This is a genomic window from Vibrio xiamenensis, assembly GCF_900100015.1.
GTDB classification, from domain to species: domain Bacteria; phylum Pseudomonadota; class Gammaproteobacteria; order Enterobacterales; family Vibrionaceae; genus Vibrio; species Vibrio xiamenensis.
In genome coordinates this window covers 59,194-82,583 of the sequence record NZ_FNDD01000016.1, presented here as the reverse complement: position 1 = coordinate 82,583, position 23,390 = coordinate 59,194, and the positions used below count along the sequence as shown (strand labels likewise).

At 41.6% G+C, this 23,390-nt stretch carries 20 protein-coding genes and 1 pseudogene; 14 read left to right on the top strand and 7 right to left on the bottom strand.

What is annotated here, in order from left to right; all coding sequences use genetic code 11:
• Nucleotides 1-29 precede the first annotated feature (29 nt).
• Nucleotides 30-800: an AraC family transcriptional regulator gene (locus BLS03_RS13940; protein ID WP_093275055.1), complete on the top strand. Its 771-nt coding sequence runs from the start codon at nt 30-32 to the stop codon at nt 798-800.
• A gap of 168 nt (nt 801-968) precedes the next feature.
• On the opposite strand, the gene BLS03_RS13935 is transcribed toward BLS03_RS13940, so the two are convergent.
• The 4 genes from BLS03_RS13935 to BLS03_RS13920 are packed head-to-tail and all read right to left on the bottom strand — an operon-like array spanning nt 969 to nt 5,175.
• Nucleotides 969-1,406, bottom strand: a complete 438-nt coding sequence (locus tag BLS03_RS13935) for an H-NS family nucleoid-associated regulatory protein (RefSeq protein ID WP_176765598.1) — start codon at nt 1,404-1,406, stop codon at nt 969-971.
• Nucleotides 1,396-2,739, bottom strand: a complete 1,344-nt coding sequence (locus BLS03_RS13930) for a hypothetical protein (RefSeq protein WP_093275050.1) — start codon at nt 2,737-2,739, stop codon at nt 1,396-1,398. Before BLS03_RS13930 ends, BLS03_RS13935 begins: the two co-directional genes overlap by 11 nt.
• Nucleotides 2,740-2,743: 4 nt before the next feature.
• Entirely contained in the window at nt 2,744-4,762 is a 2,019-nt protein-coding gene (mobH, locus tag BLS03_RS13925; RefSeq protein ID WP_176765597.1) for a MobH family relaxase, read from the bottom strand.
• Nucleotides 4,759-5,175: a hypothetical protein gene (locus tag BLS03_RS13920; RefSeq protein ID WP_093275045.1), complete on the bottom strand. Its 417-nt coding sequence runs from the start codon at nt 5,173-5,175 to the stop codon at nt 4,759-4,761. The genes mobH and BLS03_RS13920 overlap by 4 nt, the downstream gene beginning before the upstream one ends.
• Nucleotides 5,176-5,591: 416 nt before the next feature.
• On the opposite strand from BLS03_RS13920, the gene BLS03_RS13915 reads away from it, so the two are divergent.
• Genes BLS03_RS13915 through BLS03_RS13905 form a run of 3 tightly spaced genes read left to right on the top strand, consistent with a single transcriptional unit; the run spans nt 5,592 to nt 8,651 of the window.
• Nucleotides 5,592-6,509: a hypothetical protein gene (locus tag BLS03_RS13915; protein WP_093275042.1), complete on the top strand. Its 918-nt coding sequence runs from the start codon at nt 5,592-5,594 to the stop codon at nt 6,507-6,509.
• 5 nt (nt 6,510-6,514) lie between these two features.
• Nucleotides 6,515-7,789, top strand: a complete 1,275-nt coding sequence (locus tag BLS03_RS13910) for a hypothetical protein (protein WP_143015632.1) — start codon at nt 6,515-6,517, stop codon at nt 7,787-7,789.
• Nucleotides 7,731-8,651: an AcaB family transcriptional regulator gene (locus tag BLS03_RS13905; protein ID WP_093275036.1), complete on the top strand. Its 921-nt coding sequence runs from the start codon at nt 7,731-7,733 to the stop codon at nt 8,649-8,651. The genes BLS03_RS13910 and BLS03_RS13905 overlap by 59 nt, the downstream gene beginning before the upstream one ends.
• Before the next feature lie 120 nt (nt 8,652-8,771).
• On the opposite strand, the gene BLS03_RS13900 is transcribed toward BLS03_RS13905, so the two are convergent.
• Complete coding sequence (locus tag BLS03_RS13900) at nt 8,772-9,533, bottom strand: DUF1190 domain-containing protein (protein ID WP_143015631.1); 762 nt, start codon at nt 9,531-9,533, stop codon at nt 8,772-8,774.
• A gap of 635 nt (nt 9,534-10,168) precedes the next feature.
• On the opposite strand from BLS03_RS13900, the gene BLS03_RS13895 reads away from it, so the two are divergent.
• From BLS03_RS13895 to BLS03_RS13855, 9 genes are all read left to right on the top strand, one after another.
• Nucleotides 10,169-11,839, top strand: coding sequence for a glycoside hydrolase family 5 protein (locus BLS03_RS13895; protein WP_093275032.1), 1,671 nt, complete (start codon nt 10,169-10,171; stop codon nt 11,837-11,839).
• A gap of 1,953 nt (nt 11,840-13,792) precedes the next feature.
• Nucleotides 13,793-14,227, top strand: a complete 435-nt coding sequence (locus tag BLS03_RS13890) for a hypothetical protein (protein ID WP_093275029.1) — start codon at nt 13,793-13,795, stop codon at nt 14,225-14,227.
• 2 nt (nt 14,228-14,229) lie between these two features.
• Nucleotides 14,230-15,228, top strand: a complete 999-nt coding sequence (locus BLS03_RS13885) for a hypothetical protein (RefSeq protein ID WP_093275026.1) — start codon at nt 14,230-14,232, stop codon at nt 15,226-15,228.
• Nucleotides 15,228-16,031 carry a hypothetical protein gene (locus tag BLS03_RS13880; protein ID WP_093275024.1) on the top strand — a complete coding sequence of 268 codons (804 nt, stop codon included), beginning with the start codon at nt 15,228-15,230 and terminating at the stop codon, nt 16,029-16,031. Before BLS03_RS13885 ends, BLS03_RS13880 begins: the two co-directional genes overlap by 1 nt.
• Nucleotides 16,015-16,575, top strand: coding sequence for a transglycosylase SLT domain-containing protein (locus BLS03_RS13875; RefSeq protein ID WP_176765596.1), 561 nt, complete (start codon nt 16,015-16,017; stop codon nt 16,573-16,575). The genes BLS03_RS13880 and BLS03_RS13875 overlap by 17 nt, the downstream gene beginning before the upstream one ends.
• Nucleotides 16,568-17,131: a PFL_4695 family integrating conjugative element protein gene (locus BLS03_RS13870; RefSeq protein ID WP_093275019.1), complete on the top strand. Its 564-nt coding sequence runs from the start codon at nt 16,568-16,570 to the stop codon at nt 17,129-17,131. Before BLS03_RS13875 ends, BLS03_RS13870 begins: the two co-directional genes overlap by 8 nt.
• Nucleotides 17,132-17,448: 317 nt before the next feature.
• Nucleotides 17,449-18,045, top strand: a complete 597-nt coding sequence (locus BLS03_RS13865) for a hypothetical protein (RefSeq protein ID WP_093275016.1) — start codon at nt 17,449-17,451, stop codon at nt 18,043-18,045.
• A gap of 250 nt (nt 18,046-18,295) precedes the next feature.
• Nucleotides 18,296-19,120 carry a hypothetical protein gene (locus tag BLS03_RS13860; RefSeq protein WP_093275014.1) on the top strand — a complete coding sequence of 275 codons (825 nt, stop codon included), beginning with the start codon at nt 18,296-18,298 and terminating at the stop codon, nt 19,118-19,120.
• Nucleotides 19,121-19,342: 222 nt separating this feature from the next.
• Nucleotides 19,343-21,010 carry a hypothetical protein gene (locus tag BLS03_RS13855; protein WP_093275011.1) on the top strand — a complete coding sequence of 556 codons (1,668 nt, stop codon included), beginning with the start codon at nt 19,343-19,345 and terminating at the stop codon, nt 21,008-21,010.
• Nucleotides 21,011-21,401: 391 nt separating this feature from the next.
• Here the strand turns inward: BLS03_RS13855 and BLS03_RS13850 are convergent, their stop codons facing one another.
• The gene (locus BLS03_RS13850; RefSeq protein WP_093275009.1) at nt 21,402-22,013 is read right to left on the bottom strand and encodes a mobile mystery protein B; all 612 of its coding nucleotides are present in this window, start codon (nt 22,011-22,013) and stop codon (nt 21,402-21,404) included.
• A complete protein-coding gene (locus tag BLS03_RS13845) occupies nt 22,010-22,498 on the bottom strand; it encodes a mobile mystery protein A (protein ID WP_093275007.1) in 489 nt (162 codons plus the stop codon). Before BLS03_RS13845 ends, BLS03_RS13850 begins: the two co-directional genes overlap by 4 nt.
• Before the next feature lie 415 nt (nt 22,499-22,913).
• Between BLS03_RS13845 and BLS03_RS13840 the strand changes: the two are divergent.
• Nucleotides 22,914-23,360 (top strand): annotated as a pseudogene (locus BLS03_RS13840) (NUDIX hydrolase).
• Nucleotides 23,361-23,390 lie beyond the last annotated feature (30 nt).

Below are 23,390 nucleotides of genomic sequence, written 5' to 3'. Positions count from 1 at the left end.
TGACAATTAATATAGATAAGCCGCCATTTATGCAAGCTAACGATTTAATCAGAGATTTTCCAGATAAACAATTTATAACTAAAACGACTATCATGGCCTCTGGTTATATTGATGATTTCCATTCACATCCATGGCACCAAATCGTCTTCCCGCGCCAAGGTTTGTTACAATCAGACATTAGTGATAAAAGTGGAATAGTCCCTCACAATGGTATGCTCTTTATCCCCGCCAATACCATTCATAAATCTGTTGCAATTACAGACACACAATTTTTAGCGATTTACCTCAACCCTAACAAACATGTGCAGTATGGAAGTGAGCCTAAATCCTGTCAGGTAAACTTGTTCCTCAAAGAGTTGATATTGCTTTTATTTGAAAGTGATACGCTCTCACAATCGGAATCCAACTTGGCACATTTGTTAACGGTCTTACGAGATCAAATCGAGTCAGCAATAAGTTATGAAATACCACTTCTCATCCCTACGGACAAACGCCTTTTATCTATTTTTCTACAGCTTAAACAGCAACCTGACTTACCGTTTACGTTAAAAGAATGGGCAAAAAAAGTCGGAGCATCTGAGCGCACATTATCCAGATTATGTGCGAAAGAGTTCTCTCAATCATTTGCTCTGTGGCGACAAAATATAAGGCTGGTTTTATCTCTGCCATTATTAAGCTCGAAAATGAGCATACAGGAAATTGCTATGGAGTTGGGGTACGCATCTGATTCATCCTATGTACAGGCTTTTAAAAAGCTGTTCAATCAGACACCAAGAAAATACCGCACTGCAAACCTATAAACGAGTACAGACTCTCTAATACACGGTTTACACCACTTTTGGGATTATTTTTAGTATAGCAAAATCAAGAACCATCTCTGATGCACTATCTGAGACGAAACTTACTTTGGGGCAAAAATGGTTTAAATAGAAATGCGCCTTTCTAAAGGCGCATTTTTAAAATCGGCACTAAGTGAAATTGCCTATATTTACTTCGAAATCTTCAAGACTCGCTCCCTTTTCGATCAACCTTTTTAATGGCGTTGGCGTTGGCCCCTTTCCTGGCCAAGTTGCCAATTTTCCACCTTCATCGATGAATGCATATAGTTTGTCACGCTTTACCAACTTGTTTAAAAGGTCAGTGTGATCTAAACCATTGTGAATCATCTCAGATTCAACAGCTCCTAGTATGGATTCTAAACGCTCTGCTTTTCGCTGTTCTTCTTTGGCTTTCATCTCAATACGTGAGTTTCTGTCTTCAATCGCATTTGTCAGGAGAGTTGCTACGGCTTGAAATGATGACTCCGGTATACTTTCAATAAGTTGCTCGACTGTGCGTTGCTTCGTTAATTTCTTTGAAAAGTTGGCTATCACATCCGCGGATAACCGAGTACTGTTAGAACTCATAAGCTCCCCTATCATACTGAATTGAATGCAATCTATTTATGCATTCGTTTAATAACGTTATGCAGCCACTTACAAATTTTTCTCTATCGTCTTTAAACCCAAGAGCGTCATAAGTGACTACAAATTGAAATTTTGTATTAGTGAAACTATCAGCCGGTAAATCGACCAAATCATTACTTGTGGTGGTTAGCCGCACGAGGCACCTCAACGGCTTAATTTGAGTTTTGAGGGTCAAAACAAATTCTGAATGTGTTGGGTCGTATGAAATCAAAGATGGTTTCTGGACGTATAGTTTTTCTTGCTCACCTAGTCGCTTTTTCCACTCTAATATCACTGAGTTAGCCACCAGCACAAACCATCTCTCGTATGCATTTTCAACTGGACAAATAGAACCTTCACCGACGATCGGCTGTATGGCCACTTTACCAACAACCGGAAGCTCATCTTCTTTATTTATGAATGTTAGGCCGGCAATGACAATACACGATTGCTTCATCGGTAATGAAACATCCGCCTCAATTACTGGCGGTTTTACGAGGTCATTCAGATGCAATAACGAAGGAACCCCATCATCATCGTAAGAAACGCAAGCTAATGTATTGGTCCTTTTATTGAACTCTAGCTGATCAACAAGCAGCAACACTATTGCTGTGGGCCGCTCACGATCGACAATATTCGACTTTGCCTTTAGTAACTCGCTAACCGCAATTTCATATCCTTTTTTGCCAACGTAAAGAACATCTAGTAGCTTTTTCTTCGTTCCCTTTACAAAGAATTCGCTTGAAGCGTCCCTTGCTATAAACAACCTCTTGTTTATAGCAAGCTGAGACCTAAACATTGGTTTGCCATGAAAAAAGTTCTGATAAGTTGACTCGATCAAGTTGTCATATATCCGTAAAAACGAATCTCTCTTCTTTAGTGAAGGACTGGCCTTGCTACTTACCTTCGCTTTATCTTGTTCTTCGTCAGGGGCAAATTTCCGAAATATGAAAAATGCATCTTCGCGGTCATCGCCAATCAATGCTTCATCAGTATCTCTAGTCACTTCCTTAGGCCCACCCATAACCGAGCTAAAAAATCGACAACGGCTAGGATCATGAACCCCTTTTTCATAATGATTTACCAAGCTGTAATGAAAATCCTTATACCGGATATACATCAAAGCCATCGGCTGTTTGCAGTCGCAAGCAATCCATCTATTCGCTGACTTCAAACTAGAAAGCAAATCTTGCCCTGCATCTGAGCGTGGGTTATCGCGCAATATCCCCTCATCATGCTCGCTCAATTCATACAATGAGTTATACGAATGTTTGTCATAAACATGGAGTGTCATCAAATCACCTAGTGTCTATGAAATCGGAAATATCAAGGGAGAGATATTGCCCTTCGAAGAGCTCTTTAGTTGCATCTACCGACAAAATCACGCCGCTGAGCATTTTTATTGAGGCCCGCTTTGCATTACTCTTTACAGAAAACCTCGCAATATCTCTGCCTAACCAAGAATTATGTTTTGAATATTTAAAAAACTCCTTTTGAACAGCGATCAATTGAGGTGAATTTGTACCAATCGTCTTCGAGTCTAGTTGCTCAATGGCTTCCAGATATTCGAAAAACACAAGTGGGCTTACAAGAAATCCTTGTGCACCTTGCCCGAGATTAAGGATATGCACCGGTGCATCAAACTGATTTACTTTTAGCGAACCTGCTAGACGTTCAACCATTAACCATTCCCAAAAACCATCTGGTTTAGGTTCTACGTCGCCATCATTCTTGGTCGGTTCACCTAAACGGCTCCCCATATTCGCCCACTCATCCATAATCGAACGAGATTGATCACTTTCGGCTTCGCGGTGTGGTACCGCAAGCAGTCTTGCTATATCAGGACTCATAGATGGAGGTGTCACGTTTGTATTCATCTGTTTGGCAACTAATTCTGATATTTCAGCTGCTGTGACATTGTCAGAATCGATATTCTTAGCTGACCGTTTTGTTTCAACTTTCTGTTTTATGGCCGGCTCGGTGGGCTTATCACTATGTACTACCTCACTTTCCGGTTGCTTGGGTTGTTCGTCCTTACAGTCAGGCTTTTCTAACGCAGTATCATTGTGCGCAACATTAACGCCATCCCAAATGCAATTGCCATCTAGGTTATTTACAACCATGCCTTTGAAGTTTTCGAGTTGCTTGTTTGGGTCAACCAGTTCTCTTGGTACCGCAATAAAACTCAGTTCTTTTTTCCATTCTGAGGCTTGGCCAATCCCTTCTGGATCGTAAATTTCTAACTTGAAAATGGTTTTAGCGTCATCGACAAGCGTCGAAAGTGCACGTAAATCATGTAGCTGGCGAACTATAGTGGCTATATCTTGAGGTAGATTTCTATCTACTGTTGACCGTAAAGCATTAACCGTCTCAACTAAACGTGAAGGTGCGACAATCAACACATGATCATCTGTTACCCAGGCTGCAGCGCCGGGTTTGTTCAATTTCCATGAACCATCACTCAATGTGTTGGACCAGTATTTAATAAATGGCTCATGGAAGTAACGAGCACCGCCATCCACCTGATTAAACCCTTGATTACTGACTGCAGTGTCGCTCAGTTCAAGTGTTTCCGCGTTTAAATTAGTTTTAGCCGATTCTATATCTGCACGGTGAACGACATTATAAACGTCCCCACCAAAACCTTCCCCATGCCCAGTAATCGAAGAGATCCATAAACGATAGAGCGTGTCGTCTATATCAGATAACCACTTGATGCCTATAGCTGGGATGATAAGAGAAACTAACAACCCTGAAGCCTGTTCATGATCTTGCTTAGACCGCTTGTGTCCTCTATTCCATTTGAAGGCATATGGCACACCAACCATCATTGGACCTAATATCGGGTTCCAACGCTTACCAGTGTCTTTATCTACTACAATGATGTCGGTCACGAGCTTACCTAAATCGTGCATTACTGCAGCGGATATGCATGCAAAGGTAAATGCTTGCTGAAGCAACTTCACTTCATTTTCTGCACCAGTCGAGTTATATACCACTGCACGTTTTGCTCTCGCTGCGTAAAGGGCTATCTCAAGAGTATGCGCAAGCAGTCCACCAGCTTTGTTATGGTGATGACCTGCACTTGCTGGAAGCAATTGGACCATCATTGCCATATTTTCAAACATTGGCATATAAATGGATTGCCAATCACGGTCTCTCAATGATGTGCATTCGCGTATTTTTTCAAGAGTCAGTAGGTGTGGTTCAAGCAACTGCTGTGAACTGCGCACGGTATATAGACTGGGCTGTTCAACTGTAGTGTCTTGCACTTCCTTCTTGCCGCTGCCGAACAATCCAGCTAGGATTTTTTTCAATGGCTCCCTCCTAGTATCTCCATTAAATCGAATTGGCATTCGTTTAATTTCGATACTTTGATTTGATGTGAACCATTTTCAAATTCGTTAAAACTTTTGACCGCGGGGTTCCAGATCTCACCACTTTCATTTTCAACATAGAGACGGGTTAAACTACTTTCTCCGAGTGTTTCTTGTAAACAAAGGCCTATCTCTTCTTTGGAACTGTTCATGGCATCGTGCTCAATCCGATTATCAAACCTTACTTGCCACTCAACTTCTAATGGAATCAAATCAGACGGTAAATGGCGACTTAAGCCATCGATGACACCAAAATATTCTGTTGACCAATTAATCAGGTGGCGGTCGCCAGATTGAAAACAGAGTCGTTGCAGCTTACGTTGCGCTTCATTAGCGCGGATTTCGTTATTCAAGTTATTTCCCTATCTTCAGGCTAAGTGATGACTATTGGATTTTGGACAAAATAACTTTTCTGGAATGTATATGTAACAAGGTGGGAGTTTTTGGGGGTGGCAGTGTAAAAAGCACTTTTTTTGACGGATTTTCCTAGCGTGATTCAAAATCTTGCTAGCAATATGACATGTGAAGGTCGAACCTCTTATTAGCCTAGAAAAATAACGAATAGGTCACTGAAATTTATAACTCCTTTAATTTTCGGTTCGAATTTAAACAATTATAGTCCAATTCCCAACCAGTTAATAATCCTTCATTAACTCCAATGTAAGATCCATCTGAAATTATTTATACGTAGAGGCTGTCGCTAACACTAATAATTTAGTTGATCACATTCTGTACACCTAAAGTTCAAACAACTTAGTGCGACAGAGTAATGGACAATCAAGCAAACGAACAATTTACTTCTCTCATAAATGAGGTGATAGGAATTGAATCATCTCCAGCGAATATGATTCAAAAATTATCTTCGATTTACCAAGACTATATAAGCCTTGGACACGATAACCCTTTCGACCGACTCGATGCTTGGGCGTATTCAGTTGCCTTGGTATCCAGAACATTTTCTTTCGGTATCTCCACCACCATTGATCTTGTAAACAATGGCTTTGATGAAGATTTTAAGCGCCCACGGTACTACGAAATCATGCATTACTGGCAACTCAAGGCCAATGGGTATACCGGAACTTACTGGGTTTCCAGAAAAGACTATCCAGCGATCAAAAAGATTCAGGAACAAGTTGTTAATGGTGATTTAGGTAGCGCAATTCGAACTTGGCAAGCGATAAATAATCCATTTTCACAGAACAAGGATAACTGCACTAAGGCTATTGGTTTTTCGCTCTCTCTTGCTGAGCCACTTAGCGACTATATAAATTTGCTTATGCCCTGTGAACAGAGTCAGACCAAGGCACTAATTAATTTTCCTTATAAGCAGTGCGGTTTAAATACTAATCCTCTTGCAGTGACTTTCTGGGCGAGTCTCTTCCTACTTACAAACGATATAAAAATCGGATTAAGCGTGAGTGAAATCCGAACCATGTTAGAAGCACGAGCTAGCTACAGTGAAGGCTACGCGGTTCTACATAACCAATATTTAAAAAAAACTGAACAATCTGTCCCTGAAAAGGAGGGCGTGACTGAGTTTATCTATTCAACGATCGAAACCTTACTCGAGATCTCTGGCATTCAAATCAGCAATGGCATGGTCTTGCTGCTGTCCCCTTTAGAGATCCTGTCATCGAGCAAGGAGCTGTCCGAAATCTATCGGTTCATTAATCAATTGAGGTTCTAATAATAATGCCAACGTCTATCAAACATCTCAGAAAGGTAAGTCCTTCATATAAATTATTCATGCAGCATGTTTCTTGGGAAATCATCTTGCTATGTAACAAACGAAATGTTGCGGAAGCAAACGCAATGTGTACGAATATCGGCTTGGGCAATAATGCCGAACTAATTTCGACACTCAATCCGCACTTTTTCACCGATACCTTAATTTCTAACAAATTAAGGCTGAGTGATATGGTCGAGTTTGACGTTAAATACCTTGAGTCTTTTATCTGTCCGCCAAGGCAAGCCGATTCCATCAAGCATCTTACTAACCGTAAATATATCGGTTGCGAAACCAGTGCTCAGCTATTTGTCAAATTAGTGCTGTTCTTACAATCTGAATATCACCGCGGAAACATTGGTTTTCTCGTTCATTCTGGGTTTAGAGATGAGTTCCTGCAGCAGCTGAAAACACTAAACCATAGCGAGTTGCTACACATTGGCCTTCATACCGATCTATTTAAAGATTCGTTTTTCAAATTCACGCCTGCATTCCAGGACCGAGTTCTTGTGCCGGCACAACAAAAAACACGCACCGATATGATTGCAAAAGAAGCAGTCAAGCTCGGAATTACGCAACGCCACGCTCAAAGATACTTTGGTTATGGAAAAACAAAGTTGGCCGATGTTAAAAAGCTAGTTGGAAGTTTTGGTTTGAATGTGGTCAGGCAGCTTCGTCAAGATACTGATGCCGATACCCATTTGATCTATTCCCTGTATGAGAAAGACCACTCGCTCTACAAGACCGATGTAGAACGTATGTTGATGGTAGCAAAACAGTTGCATCTCGCTTTTTCTACAGTAGTCAATCACGTTGACCAGTTGAATGAATTTTACAGCTGGTTGGCCAACCTTGGCTGCACTTATGAATTTGGCCGTGAAATTTATGGTTTACCTCCACGCCTTGCACATGGTTTTGCGGCTGAAGGTACACAACGCGCTCCACAGCATTGGGATGCAATTTCACTCAACGAATTACTTGATACTGATAAGAGCTCAGCTCGTGAGCGAATCACTGAGATCTGCAGTCGCAACGAAATGACTATCACCGAGCTTGCCAAGGTTATTGAGCATCGCTTGAAAGGGATAGATAAAGCCTATTATTTACAGCAGATCGTCGAAGCAGGTTTGCAAATTCAATTAAACACCGCGGCATACAAGGCCGCTGAAAAGAGGTTAAAGAATGGAACAAGCAAATCAAAATCTGTCTCCGCTGCAGCAATTGCTGCATGCTTCAGCTAACAATAGCAGTGATCTATTTGCAGTGGTATCCGCTGCAAAAGAAGGCACACGCAAACGTGAAGAACAAGGGAGTTTCGTTACTGAACTAGAAGTAGTTTTTGAAACCAGTGAAGTTGGCCGATTGTTCGATGGTACATCAAGAGATGATTCAACCGGTCAAAGTTTTACTCCAGGTTTCCACCATTTAGACAACGTGTTACGTAACGAAATCATCCCTGCTTACTTGCAGGGTTGCCCGATTGCTGCCTATGTATTGGTAAAGATCGAGAATAAGATTTCCATCATTGAAACCGATATTGAAAGCCTTCATGTGGACTTCTCGGCACGTTATGCAAGCTTTATGAGTAAGACTGGTAATAGCTATCACTTGTCTAGCGCACACAACACTAAACCACTAATCCGCTCAGTGTCGTTCTCATCGCCACAAGGCCGCCAGATGGTACAGGTAGCAACACAACTGGATCGCTTGGTTAAAGTTATGCGTTTATGCTCATGGGTAGAACCTAAGATCAACCAATTAGTACACACACGCCGTAGTGCTGTATTTGGTTCAGTTCGCAACGTACTACAGTATCGTAAGCACTATACTCACACCGGCGCAAATGCCCTAGATTTTGCTCAAAACAATGCAAAAGCAGTGGCAGCTTATCAAGCAAACTCAAAAGTTAAATTGCCAGAAGGATTTAGTGAACTGATTAAAGATCCGGAGTATTTAGAAACAAACCTAAGGTCCACTTATCTTTTCCGTGCGCCAAAAACAGCTGAAGAGATTCAAGCGTCAACAAATGATGCTTATGATGCCTCTGTTGCTACTTCCGAAGCTGATATGTTAAAGCAACAAGAAACAAAGCCTATCATTTAATTGTTCCAATAAAAAAGCAGCGTACATCATACGCTGCTTTTTTTTGCCATTTCCTACGTGAACCAAGTAAATGTAAAATTCATAATAATATGAAACATGAACATCAGTTGGCGAATCAAATTAAAGTAGACACTTACTTGCTGTTACTATACATGCTTTACTCCGAAACTTATGACGAGGTTTCACCGGCGGCAAACGCTGTTCGAACTCATATTCATTCACTTGCTTTACCGACAATTGCGGTTTTGTTTTGAAAACTCTTTCAACAGTTCCTTCTAGGAAGTTTACACGTATTTGACTGGGTGCTGGTGAACTAGTATCAGATGTCGTCATTGGTATTGCAGGTAGAATGCTATTAGTCAACGGGCGAGTAAAAGTATCTTTCAATGCGACTTGTCTACCATCAGCACTTTTATATCGACCTAAAATATCGCCTTCTGCATTGAAGATATAACCGTAATGACTCGATTTAGGGTTCATTGACGTATAGATTGGCAATACAAAATCGGTATCTTTACGCAAAATAATCCCTGTAATACTAGGCGACCAAACAGAACCGTTTGGCGAACATATATCCCCATAGTCATCGTTGCAATCCTGTTTTGTTCTGTATTTCATTGCGGTATTTTTACTTAATTCACTCGCAGTATCGAACCTCTCCTGACATACATCGGAACCTTGTTCAGAAATGCAAGTGTTTAAATTGGTATACTCAATATAGGGTTGTCGCGAGACTTCTTTCCCAACTCCATATCCATTATCGCTACTCGCTAATATCCCTATGCCAATGAACAAACAACCGAATAACGCTACGCAGATTACGATCGGCATTTTGTCGCCAATCACTGACCGAACCAAATAAATCATGTTTCGCAACGTCACTCTTTTTTCCTCAGTCGATTGCAACTAATTGAAATTGATGCCCATGTTAGACATAAGTTGATGAATATAAAAGTTAATAGTCGGGTTATATCAAAAATAACTTGAAGAAGACTGACTAGTGTCTACTGACTCGGTGACTATTCATTCTTCATTTTCTTCACTAGTTCATCTACCTGATTTTCCCAACACAGAAAATTGTTTGATTCCTTATAAAGGCTATAAAGCTGAATAACACATTGACAGACTTGTCATTCCAATTAAAAATATTTATTAATTTCATAGTATTATTTTTAAAATTTCTATTTATCCAACACTAACAAGCAGTATAATTTAGGTCACAGCATGCTATTAAATGGTATAAACATTATATTTTAAGCATTTCATTCCTTATAGATACTCAATAAAAAGACAAAATAAATCGGTCAAAAAATTAACGTCATCCGTTCTATATACTTGAACATCGAATTTATTAAAAATGAGACGCGTTATTTTTAAAGGATCAACTACTTTTGTAATGACTGATTAAAGTCATGGCTATTTTCATCATAAATTAAGAGCTAAATTTCATGATAAAAACAACCATACTACGTACTGTATATTGACATAAATATAAATTTATCAGTAAGGATATAGATATGAACTACACCAATTCCGCCTCAAATTTAATTAACCATAGAGATAACCAGCAGACTCCTGCTCAGATCCGTAATGCTGCTATGGGAAAAGGGGTAAATATTGATCATCCAACTCTTATTGAGATTGGTGATCTGAATACTAATGCCCTTGAACAAGACTATTTCCAGATTATCAGTGACGCTGGATTTACCAATGTTCGACTTGCTTTGAACTGGCAAACACACTGGGACCCAGACGCTGAGAAACCATATGAAAACTTTGATGGGTTTGCTAAGCAAATTATTGCGATGGTAGCTGAGGCTAAGCGTCTCGGGTTATATGTTATTGTCGATCTTCACGAATTTACAGGCGATCTCGAATTGTTTTTAGCCATTTGGGCACGTATTCAAAGCCATTTTGCTGATCACCCCGAAGTCATGTTTGAACCGCTGAATGAGCCTAGACCGGGTTCTGAATTTACGGATGATGGTAGCTGGAATGAATACTTAGAGGCGTTTTATGAACTGATCCGCGCCACTGAACCCGAACGGATTATTATGGCGGGCACACTAAATTGGAATAATGCGGATAATCTGATCAATCTACCACCTGTCGTTAATAACGATGAATACACAATTGTGACACTGCATCAATATGCACCTGAGACATTTACGTTTCAGGGGACTAAGGACAGCCAATATGATGTCAATATTGGAGGAAGATGGTCTGCTTTAGAGGAACAGCGTCTGACGGTTGACACTGTGATTAACACAATCAAAATAAACACAGCCCTGCCGGTCAATATTGGGGAATATGGCTGTAATCATGAAGTACTGAATTTTGAACAATATAATGCGGCACCGGAATATTCACGCCGCCGCTGGATTGAATACAATACGTATTGTTATCAGAATGAAGGATTTTCTTCTTGTTGTTGGGAATTCTGTGAAGGCTTTGGCTTCTTTGATAAAGTAACTAAAGAGCTGGATGAGAACATAGTGCAAGCTATTCTTGACCCACACGATATTCCGCTGGTTCCTACCATCACTGAGAATATTGACCCAGTGGATTACGCGATTCTAAACTCAAAATTTTCCATTAGTTTAACCGCAAAGAATGCCGATGCCTTCAGGCTCCAGCAATATAATGCGGACACTGACAGTTGGGAAGATGTGACGAGTTATCTGGTGGATGAAAAGCAAAATACCGATGGTTCAGTGACCGTCACGTTCCAATCCAGCACGATAGCTAGTTCATCATGGGGCAGTCCGAGCGCATTTCGTATCCTAGCGACCAACACTGCAACCAGTGAAACAATTGAATCGAATGTGACAGTACGTAAAGTGGTCTCAGAAATTCCGCTCCCAGCAATTGTGACTGATTTACCGGAAACGTCTACAGTTAATGCTGGATCAAAATACCATGTGAATGCTTCATTTACTGATACACAACAAGGGACGGTCAAATTATATCAGATCACCGAAGAAGGCACGAAAGACGTCACACCGAACTACAAAGTGGAAGAGTATACGATTGATGGTCTTTTACACATTCACCTAACAACTACTGGACCTGCAACTGAAAATTGGGCTTCGCCCGCGGCTTTTTATATGGAAGCGACAGGCTATGACGGTAGCACAGTACGGACGTCTGAGACGACCCGTACTGTGATTACGAAAAGGGAGAATTAATTGCATAGTTCCATTTAAGTAAACTGACGGCTTTCCATAGGAAAGCCGTTTTTTTTTCACCATATTGCGGTAGCACGCTCATATTGGCAACACATCACACTTAAATATCTGAATTCGATGTTGGACCGCGTAGCCCCCCTCGGTAATCTGACTAGCCTTGCTTAAAAGGGAGTTACCAAGTTTAAGTTTTCAATCAGTTGTGAAAATTTGTACTCGAATATGAATCACAAACAAAGCTGTCTACAGATAATTTAGAGGAGGTTTACAAAAGCACTGAAGAACATCTTCCCCGTAATTAGCTATGCGTTATATACTTCAATCACACATTATGTTTTGCAGTATTTCTGTATTAGTAATCTAAATACATCACTTCATTTAGCGGGAATTTGGTCGAAAAAAGTGAGCATCGCCTTGAAATCACCTTATATCAAACTACAAAGCCACACTTGTCAATCACTCGAACGGTGATTGAGTTAAAATGATTCAAAAAATGATTTTAATACTGTGCGGGATTTCTTAACCATGGTCAAAATACCACACGCCAATGGGAAACGTATCACAGGTTTCTAATTGCCACATGCTAGTCACGACTGCCATAAAAAGCTAGAAGCGTGGTCTGTGTATTGGGAGTGGTGTAGCTTTGGTTTAAGTAAATATGGTTTATCGGCCAACTTAAAAAAAACAAGCAGAGTTACTAGCGTGTAACTTTCACATGACAACTCAAAACTCCCGAAAGCATTCCTTTATAGTGATTGTGGGAACAATTGGCCTTTGATTGATAGCTTGTGATAAGGGTTAAAACAAACAATATAGTTTCCTAAAGCGCAGTATGACTACTTGGTTTGGTAATCGGCAATGCTCCCTTAGGTGATAAGTAATGGGTTATCAGTTAGCTCAGATGACCTCACATTACCGTTAAAAATTTCTCGAGTACAACTGCCCTACCTATCAAATCACGGCTTTTTATTTACGCCGATTTCGAGAAAGTGCACTTTTATTTGGCAACACCAATAACCTAAGACCAAACCGGACTAAAGACACTCCATAAATAAATAATTTGGCGTTAATTCATCACCTAATCAAAGAATGACAAGTACATAATTCAAACTGAGTCATAATTAATTTTAAATGAGTGTTTTCTTTTAGCCTGCTCGCTCATTTGTATCACCTAATCCGTCAATGGTTGTGGAGTAGTACATATATAAGGCTAAGTGTACAAAGTAGGTTCACACATGCAATATCGTCCCCGTTCTGGCCGTACATCCAAACTTTTTCCCGCTAAACACGTAAATTCACATAGAACTATTCGTTATAAACATATCCAATTGCTGGTTTAATGTTAAGTGAACTGTACATAACAACTGGGCAGGTACAGCGCTGTGTACCAGTGGTGTTCGGCGGTGTGTACAGAATAGTGACACCGAATGGGTTCACAGTGTGTACATAAGGTAGGTACAATAAAGGTACATCTCTGAGGGCTTCCCAGCTCTCACTTAATAATAATTAAATAATTAATTATCCTTTTTAAGTAAAAGGGCTCAGCCCGTCCGTCCCAGCTTTCAACCTAGGAAAATAAATTGCCCAGTTTTCAGCCACAGCGGATTTTCGATTTCTGGGGGAGATCGATTTTGCGGTTGATCTTTCGATTGCCGTGATCAAGAATCCAATTGTCTTCGGACAAACTATGTTGTGGGGCATGACTCACGCCTTAAAGCTTAAAGCTGATTAACCTGCGAAGGTCGCATTCACTGAGTAACTTTGATTGCGTGGCCTGTTGAGTAAGCGGCCAATAAATTACAGACTCAACACTTGAATAAAACTATTCAAAACCTTAATAGGGCTCGACGGAAGTTGAGCCCTTTTTCATTTGCCGCCTCAAATTTCCCTGTCGATATGGTTTCGCCCTTCCCGCCTGCGTAGCATCGTCCAACATCGTTAAATGTAGGACCGATTATGACTAGCATAAAGACCATAGTCGCTTTAGTGGGCTTAGCTGTGGGCTCTCAAGCGACCGCCAACGAGTTAGATAAGCGTTACTCTATATCTGAGTTCGTTTCTATCAACATCGATTCCGGGTACCAACAAAAGAACCTGAACTCGGTAGTGGGTAGCTACAAACTTCCATCCGATATCGAGCTAATTGGCCAAGCAATAAATTTTGTACTTTTGAATACCGGGTATGAGCTCGAACCAATTAACGAAATGGCACTTGAATCAGTAAGACTACTGACAAAACAGCTCCCTCATATTCATAAACAGTTTTCATACGTGTCAGTAGAGAATGTGATTCAAACGATCGTAGGCGATGGTTTTAGCGTGAAATTCGACAATGTTCGTCGTTTGGTTTCGATCAACCCCGCGTATCACACAGAATCGGGAATCAAGTAGTCATGACTGAACCATATGACAAAGAAGCTTCAGCAAACGAAACTGTCTTAGACGAACTCATGGATCACAGTCATCCTGAGGATTCCGAAAGCATCCTAGATAGTTACGAAACACCTAAGCATAGCCGTAAAACGTTACTAGCTAAAAAAGTCGGTAAGGTACTTGGCATACTCACACTGACCTGCGGTTTAGGTGCAGGTGCGATTTACTTCAGTGGGTCAATTATCAGTTGGGCTACTTCTTTAGCCTCGAGTACTGGCAGCAAAAACACTGTTGAACCGATTTACGTCGAATACGATCAGTTGCAAGAGATGATCTCGGGGATCACTGCCAAGCAAAGCCAACAAATCAACGAACTATCAGCCAAACTCTCATCTTATGTGACAGTGGATAGTCTTAATTCAGCACTTAGCGCCTACAGCACATCCATGACGACAAAGCTTGATCAAGAAATCAATTCAGTCGAGTCAAGGATTGAGCAAAACATCGATACGAAAATTCATCAAACAAGGCGTGAGTTTCTAAATAAGTTAAGTCAGTTAGATGATGTATATGTAAAACCGAGTGAATTAGCTGCTGCAGTGTCTCAGATGGAAAGCGACTTAGAACGCTTTAAAAAGTCATTTAGCGCTGAATCAAATTCCATCTTACCTACCGTGACACTTCCAAGTGAGAAGCCGAAAACAAAAACCACACTGCGTATAACAGAGAAGGTCGATACCCCTGAAAAAAAGCCTCGAGTAAGTAATCCACCAGCTGAAAAAGCAGTTTTTTCAGTAGATGGCTATCAGCTATATACGATCGTAAAGATTGGCGATAGCTACATAGCAAATGTTAGCGGTAACGGAACAATGAGTTACCTGACAGTGGGTGACAAATTAACAAGAGACTCTTCTTGGTACATCAAAAGTATTGAAGAGACGAAAAACGGTGCACTCCCTAACTCTGTGAGATTAGAAAACATTAATGGCGATTCCCTCATTCTTAGGAGTAGTAGCTAATGAAAAACCGAAAAGTAAACCTAAAGCCTGTCATGGTCGCCGCCCTATGCTCAATGGCCTCTATGCCAATACTTGCAAACAGCATTGCGTTACCGCGCATCACTACGGATCACACTCAAGAACAAACAGCCTCAAAGAACATGAGCCAAGAGGCAACGAACAGTGAGTTTGAGCGTAAGAGCTGGGGTCTTTCCGAGAAAGAGTGGGAAACCTACAAACACCTTACAGGCACGAATAATCCCATCTCTCAATACCTAAGTATCGATACAGCCAGCCCTTACCGCGTTTTGTATTCCGCGGAATCAGACCAAAAACAGAAATACAAATATGCCGAGTTAGAGCTCAAATACATGAAAGTGCGTATGGAAGAAGATCGCCAATACATGCTTGATATGATCATCGTGGGCAATCAGATTATGCCAGCGGAACCTACTGCCGCTAAAAACGTAACTCTAAATTCCTTTGGGCCAATCGAACTGACTGGTGTTGGTGAACACATTACGGTTCGCAGCTTGTTATTCGTTGATGGGAGTCAGTGCGATTCGAAGTGCATCAAATTCGTCAATGAAGTGATCGCCTCCACCGGGAGTAAAGGTCGCGTTGATATCGTATTGATTGGTGAACAGCGCAAAGAAGCGATGTTAGCTTTTGCGAAGAAAGCAGGCATAACGAACAAGCATGTTGAAACGGGTGCAGTAGGCATTATCCCTGACAACGGAAAAAGCGAGAAACTACGGATCTCACATGCGCCGGTATCCATCACCAAAGACGTATTTGGGGGAGTCCGTGCATCAAATCCATAATACTTTAACTCGACGATCGGTAATTAAAGCTGGTGGCGCCCTATGCGTTAATAGCCTACTTCCTTTTGAAGCAACCGCGGCCAAACGAGTAAGGGTTCCCGAAGTATATCGTTATTACGCCGATAAACACTCGGTACCTGCTGAATTGCTTTACTCCATCGCTCATGTTGAAAGCTATAACCCTAAGACAAAGTCGATTTGTCATTACGCGATGAATTTCAATAGAACTCCTTACTATTTCAATAGTGAAGAAGAGCTATTGGTAAACGCAAAGTATCTACTTGAAAACGGGTACCAGAATTTTGATGTCGGGCCAGTTCAAGTCAATTGGTACTGGCATCAGAAGAAATTCAACTCTATTGATTCAGCGGTTAACGCACATACCAACTTGGATGTTGGCACTGCCTACCTGAAAGAGAAACTGAACTCCAATGGCGACTGGCTGACCGCGGCTGGCAAATATCATTCACCATCAGATCGTATTGCTGCCAGGAACTACAGCAAGAAAGTTCTTGGTTGGTATAAGAGGCTTGGCTATGCGTAGATTGGCAACATTACTACTCCCTATTATGTTTAGTCCACCAGCCCTATGCGCATTAATCACCGTAGCAGACGCAGGCGGAAAGCCCTTAAGCGCTTATGTTGAAGCTGATCTACTTCAAGGTATGTCAACATCAATGAAACTGTCAGATATGCAAGAGAGCGCTAAACAGGACCTAGCAAGAGAAATGACCTCTCTGTCTCCGGAAAAGATTCGTGACAAAGCTCTGCAGAATATCTTTCCTGTCATTAGCTATGCATTAAAGCCAATGCACCTAACAGTGGATTTCGAGAAACCAAACAAAGCCGTGTTGAATCCGGTGGCGGTCATTGGCACCGATAGCTCTTCGCGCCGATGGCTGAATATGAACCATACGACTTTGGCCAATATGAATGCCGAGGTGCTGCTGGTGGAAGCACAAACCATCGATGACTTGAAGAATTACCGAACTGCTTACCCTGCTCTAAAAATTAGAGTACAACCTGCGGATCATGTGAAAGAAAAATACGGGGTACCGGGGTACCCAGTACTCGTAACAAATCAAGGCATATTTCAATAAACCCACAGCCATTACGCATTAAAATGCATAACGGATAGAATATCCCCGACATTATAACCATCTCTTTGCTTAGCTATTCATTTTCCTCATAAACGCCCACTTAGTGGGCTATGAAATTCGAGCCTAAACCTTCCATGGTTATAGCCAGTGATCAATATTATCCACACAAATTATATGCACTCTAATTCATAATCTATACTGTTAGCCGTTGGTCACTGGTAGGCTGTCCTGACCTTCATACACGCATGTGTGACGCTGTATCGATCCAAGAGTACAAACATAAATTGGTACACATACCAAACCGATAGGGAAATGTCATGACTACACATAGATCGGCAAAAGTAAGAATTGAAAATAAAACGGGCCAGCGTGTTCTTAGCGTTTCGGTAGGCCACAAATATAGCAATGACTACAAATCCGAGCATAGCTGGCAGGGTCCAATTGAGACCAATACTAAAACAGCACCTGCAGATGATATGGTTGTGGAATTCAACACTGGATTCATGACTACTGGGCGCGACTGGTGGGTTGTGAACTGGGTGACTGAAGATGGCAAAACCCATATCACCGATCCTAAAAACATGCGTGGGCTAATGGACTTCCTTGAGAAAGGTGGACTTGCGCTATTAGAACCGATGGCCGCGCTTAAAAAGCTACTGGTTGATACCACTATGCCAGAACTTGATAAGGCTGCAGATGTTTCCAATGCACTCACCAACGCTATTGTTAAGGCCTTATGTAATACAGAATCCACCAGCGGTTTTAAGCAGCACATATTGAGAGAAGAAGACGAAAAACAGACAACCGTCATTGTGTTAAAGCCTGATGGTGTAGAGTTTCATTCAAAGTCTGGTACTTCAAAAACCGGTGCGAAAGTTCTCCCTATCGAAGATAGCCTTGCAAAAGCCTCTTAAGGCAACCTGACAGAGTACGCCGAAGGCATTGTTGCTATGTTTTTGGCGTCCTTCTTTTAGGTATATTTGGTTATATGCTGCGCAAGGCTTTCAAGTTATCTCACCCATTCCCTAGACCACCACTTCTCGTTTATCTGTTTTACCAACACAGATAAAACCAACTTTAGCTCTATACAAATTTTCAATGCTAGGTGTTAAAAAATTAGTTCAGTGATGTGCCAATTTAATTACAATACAGAGCGAAATAGATATGGGTAATAAAACAATTAATGGAATAACAGCGAGGCTTGATAGCGCCTTGAATGATCTTAGAGGTTGTTTAGACAGTATTAACGAAACCACGAAACAATATAAGCCTGAAGTTTCGTCTAAGTTTGATCAAGAAACCAAACAAATTCAATGGTTTATAAAAAACGTACCGGACATAGAACCAAAGTTAGAGGTCGAACTAAGTTCTATATTGCTAAATTTGCGTTGTGCTGTAGATCAGGCTGTGTATTCTATGGCGATTATCGGAAACAAAGGTGCGGACCCCATAGACAAGCGCAACGTTTGCCTTCCTATATATACCGAAGAATGTGATTTCGAAAATAAAATATCGACAGTAAAAGCGTTCAAAAAAAATTTCGACAACGCCGTGATTAATATGATACGTGATTTACAACCTTTCCATGGTCTAGGAAAGCTTTCTCCTAGAGATCACCCACTCGAGGTTCTAAAGTTCCTGTCAAATCATTTAAAACACCGATCAGCTTTAATACTTTACACACTCCCTATTGGAATGGCATGTCAAAATATAACCGCTGAAGGACTAAAGAATGCAAAAGCTATAAAAGATTCAATGATAATCGAGCAAGGGCCTTTCGATAACAACCAAATCTTCGCACGACTTGAATGCCCTGATAACTGGGAAAAAAAATTAAACACTGTACAGTTTTGTTTTGATTATGCATTCGAGACAACACCGAAATACTATGTTAGTCAACTAAGACTTATTTATCACTATGTAAAAGAAGAAGTTTTCGAAAAACGTTTCATGCCTTACTTAGAACGTAATCAGCACCGTCTGAAGTGACAATTACAGATAAGTTCTTAATAGATTTACTGAGTAAAAAGTACATTGGCCGCGGTCAGCTGGTGGTACCAACCGCGGTCGTAAATTATAGGCTTACCACAAAACATAACCCTCAGATATTTCTTACAAAACTTACACCAAGCCCCTACCCTAAACCTTAGTGCTAAAAAATGCCCAATACTGGAGAATACCGCTCTTCTTAATTCCAATTGGAAAGCACACATGAGCACTAAAATAAAAAAAATAACGACACCTTTAACAGCCATTGCGCTGGTATTAGCCACAACCAATATTGCCAATGCTTCAGCGTTGAATGCATATGAAATAGCAGCAGACCAATTAGTCAGTACAGAGCAGATTGAACGTAGCTATCTCGACGGATTTACCCTTGAGGATGTTGATGTCCGTTACGTGAAAGAAACAGAAAGCCTTGTTATTGAAAACGGTACGCCGCGTTATCTGCATGAGCCTATCGTTGAGATAGATGGGAAATACCACAAAGTCATTTCTAGTATTGGGCCATTCGAAACACAAACTTTCCACCTTTCTGATGCTGACTTTTCCTCGTTAAAGTTTGTAGACGAACAGCCATTCTTCAAGATCAACAATCCATACTATGAGAGCGTGAATGAGAAATTCCCAGAAGTGACTGAGTTCAACACGACTCAGTATGAACAGGAGATGCGAGCGTTAAAGAATGCTTTGAACGACTTCGATTTGAACGTCCAGATAGCCTCATATATCACTGACTATGGTACGGCGAGAAGTGCTAGTACTGTGCACTACCATGAAGATGGCGAAGCTTGCGAGTCAGAGCATAATCCATATGCTCGATGGGGTACCGATGAAAGCCCTAAATACACCCGCCTGCTGACTTTACTCAACTACCAACCACAAACTAAACACCGCATGCTTGTTAGCGCGGGTTACTATGGAACTGCGACATTAGGCAACGGCTTCCTAAGTGTGCGTGAGGGGCGCTTATGGCATGAAGGATGGCAGTACCCAACTACAACCTACTTACACGAAAAAATGCATAATCACGGTTTTAGCCATGCTGGTGGCATGACCTATGGTGTTCCAGAACTGCTCGTCAATTACGTTAAAGCTGGCAACCTGAGCGACTATTACAATACACAGAGCTTGGCAGCCACTATTCCAACCGCCGCGGTTAAGATGGATGTAAAAGGCCACGATGCCGATACCATGGATTTGCAATTGCGATTCATGGCGCCTGCAGATCAACTTGGGGATTCACTGAAGCGGTTTATGGTAGTCGTGCCGGCGTCAGTCGAAGTCGAACAGTTCTTAGTGACTCAAGATGGCGTGACGAAAGAAGTTCAGCCTGATTCAACGTACGCTGATGGCCGCGCATATGTGTTTGAAAATGACCTAGATGTGAAACTGACAAGCATCGAAAGCCAGGGCAACGAAAACACAGACAACCTGATCACCTTACGTATTCAGCGTCCCGCTGCAGCGCAATACTTCACGTTCCTAGGTACCGGCTCAAAAGATACTTGGTCGCGCCAAATCAACATGAAAGTGCAAACTGGGTTTGAACACGGCTATTTGACCGATGATGGCCAAGCGGTATTCGTCGTACCGGCTTCTTCACTGGCTGCAGACGGTTCGACTGAAACTGTCAATGTGCAGTTGACTCCAAGCGAAGCTATCGAGTTCTGCCAAGCAAACGGCCTAGAGCTGGGTTATTTGCCAGAATACAAATCCGTTGCGCAGATGGACTTCCAAATGAAGTACCTACCGTATAAATCGCAAGTGGGTCTAGATCCAGAAACACACGAACCTGTATCAGTGTTTGTTGACTCAAGCTACCGCCCCGAATACGTGAATTACAATGACAAGGGTGAACTGATCGTCTGCCAGTAATGATTGGTTAATTACAGATACAACAAAGGCCGCTATCGCGGCCTTTTTATGGTAAATCTTACCGTGTGGGACTCGTTTTTAGTTGCTTTATAATGGCCTCTTGGGTCACTAGTGTCGGAAGACAATATAGTTTAACGATACCAATAGAGTCTGATCACTTACCGTCATTCTCCTCTTTTTAGTTCATTTAGTAGAGGTGATGTGAACTGACTATATCAAACACGCCTTTGTCCAAAAGTTAATCAGAATTGCCGTTGTGGTGTACTCCATTTCTGGGGACAATGGGGGTTGTTTTGGTGAGCTTGCTCTCTCTACAAAGAAAAGAGGCTGACGTTCCAGCCTCTTTTGACTATCCACACTGTAATTGTATATTTAGCTCTTAACGCTTGGTTTAAGTCGCATTCCCTTTCGCCTGAAGATATTGAATTAAAGGCGCATAATCGCCGGCATCAGCTTGGCGTAAGCTCGCAATGTACTCACCCCGCTCTTGGCTTTGTTTATCCAAATCTGTATTGGACCAAACTAAAGGCTTTTGTTTGAGTAGTACCATTCGTATGTAGTCCGTCATCATGCGCGAGTGACGTCCGTTGCCGTTAGGAAAAGGGTGAATTTTAACTAACCTGTGCTGTATCCGGGCCGAGAGTTCGAGGCTGTCATAGTGTTCAAACTCAATCCAGCACTTGATGTCTTCCAGTAAGTTGTGTAAATCTGGCCGGATATTCAGCGGATCGACACCAATGTTCAACTCTCGGTGACGGTAGCTGCCGGCCCATTCCCACACATCACCAAACAAACGTTGATGCAACTCTTCCACAAACGCCATGGAAAGAATGTCATCCATGCTGGTTTTAGGCGTCGAGGCTAACCAACTCAACCCTTGCAGTATGTTGGCATTTTCAAGCTCATTAAGCTCTTCGCGAGTCGTGATGTGATCAAACTTCAGCCCGGCAACATCATCGGCATTTAGTTCGGTTGCGCCCTCTGGTTCAACAAACAGACTCATTGGTATTTCTCCTGCAAGCTGACTTTCCACAAATCTCGGTTGCTGCCCGTTTTAATCTCATTGGCTAATTGAACCAGCGCTTGCTGTTGTTGCTCTGAGGTTAACTGCTGCGCTTCTAAAAACATCGATTGGTGGCTCATGGCCAAACGCTGCTTGGCCAACTCCATTGCGCGCGCTTCTATCATGTCATCAATCGACTGACGCGGAACAATCGCATAAACCAGTTCGGCATCGAGCCCGCTCGCCAGCTGTTTAAGTTGTTTGAGTGTGATGGTTTCATCGGCTTCTTTACGCTCCAATATGGAAACTTGATTACGAGAGAGATTAAGACGTTCACCTAATTGCGCGCCCGACATCCCCAAGGCCTCACGGATACTGCGCACCCAACCATTTTTCGGCGGTTTAGGCACAGATAAATCGAGTAAATCGCTGATTTTTGCTTTGACTTGCTTAAGTGCAACGGCATAGACACCGGATTTTTTCATAGCCTTGTATCTCTAATTGAATACACTACAAAACCAATTGTATCTTATTTTAAATACATTATAAACTTTTTTGTATCTGTTTTTCGATACATATGAGAGGTAAGTGTATCGATAATAAAATACACTACTTGTTTGGCTATCTGCTTACTGGACAATGATCGTGTCAAATTCATCTTGGAAGTGCTGACGTCTTCGGCAGCAATAGAGTAGGAAGTGAACGGTTTAGTTTGATTTAGATTCTGGGGACAATAGGGGCTGTTTTGGGAAAAACACAATCCAGAATTCTGCTCTGAATGATTTCTGCCCCTTTCCGCGTTTGCGCAATAAAACCGAGAATAATGTAATCTGAGAATTGCCTAACTTTTCCTAATGGTTGTAGTATCTATTGATTTGCAACAACAGTGGAATCAACACAGTGAGAGCACCATTTCAGGTTCTGATATTTCCATATAAATTTAAAATTTCATACCCTATCTTCTTGATTGCTTGCCGTACAGACAATGGTGAATGGCAGGCAATTTCTGGTGGTGGAGAAGATTAAGAGTCTTTGTGCGATGCCGCAAAAAGAGAATTGTATGAAGAGACGTCGTTAACAGGTAGTGACTGGGTTCAACTTGATTCTATGTGCATGTTACCTAGAATGTTTTATTCTTGTCATGAAAAATGGAGCGATCACCCTTATGTGATACCAGAATACTCATTCTCAGTGCAGGTTTCGGGGGAGCCACAGTTATCTTCGGAACATACTGAATTCCGTTGGTGTAAGGCAACTGAGGCGAGCGAACTTCTCAAGTATGATTTAAATCGAATCGCTTTATGGGAGTTAAGCGAACGACTTAAAGCCCATCAAATGAAGAATTAAAATCGAATCTGCCCCAAAGCGTAGCTAGTT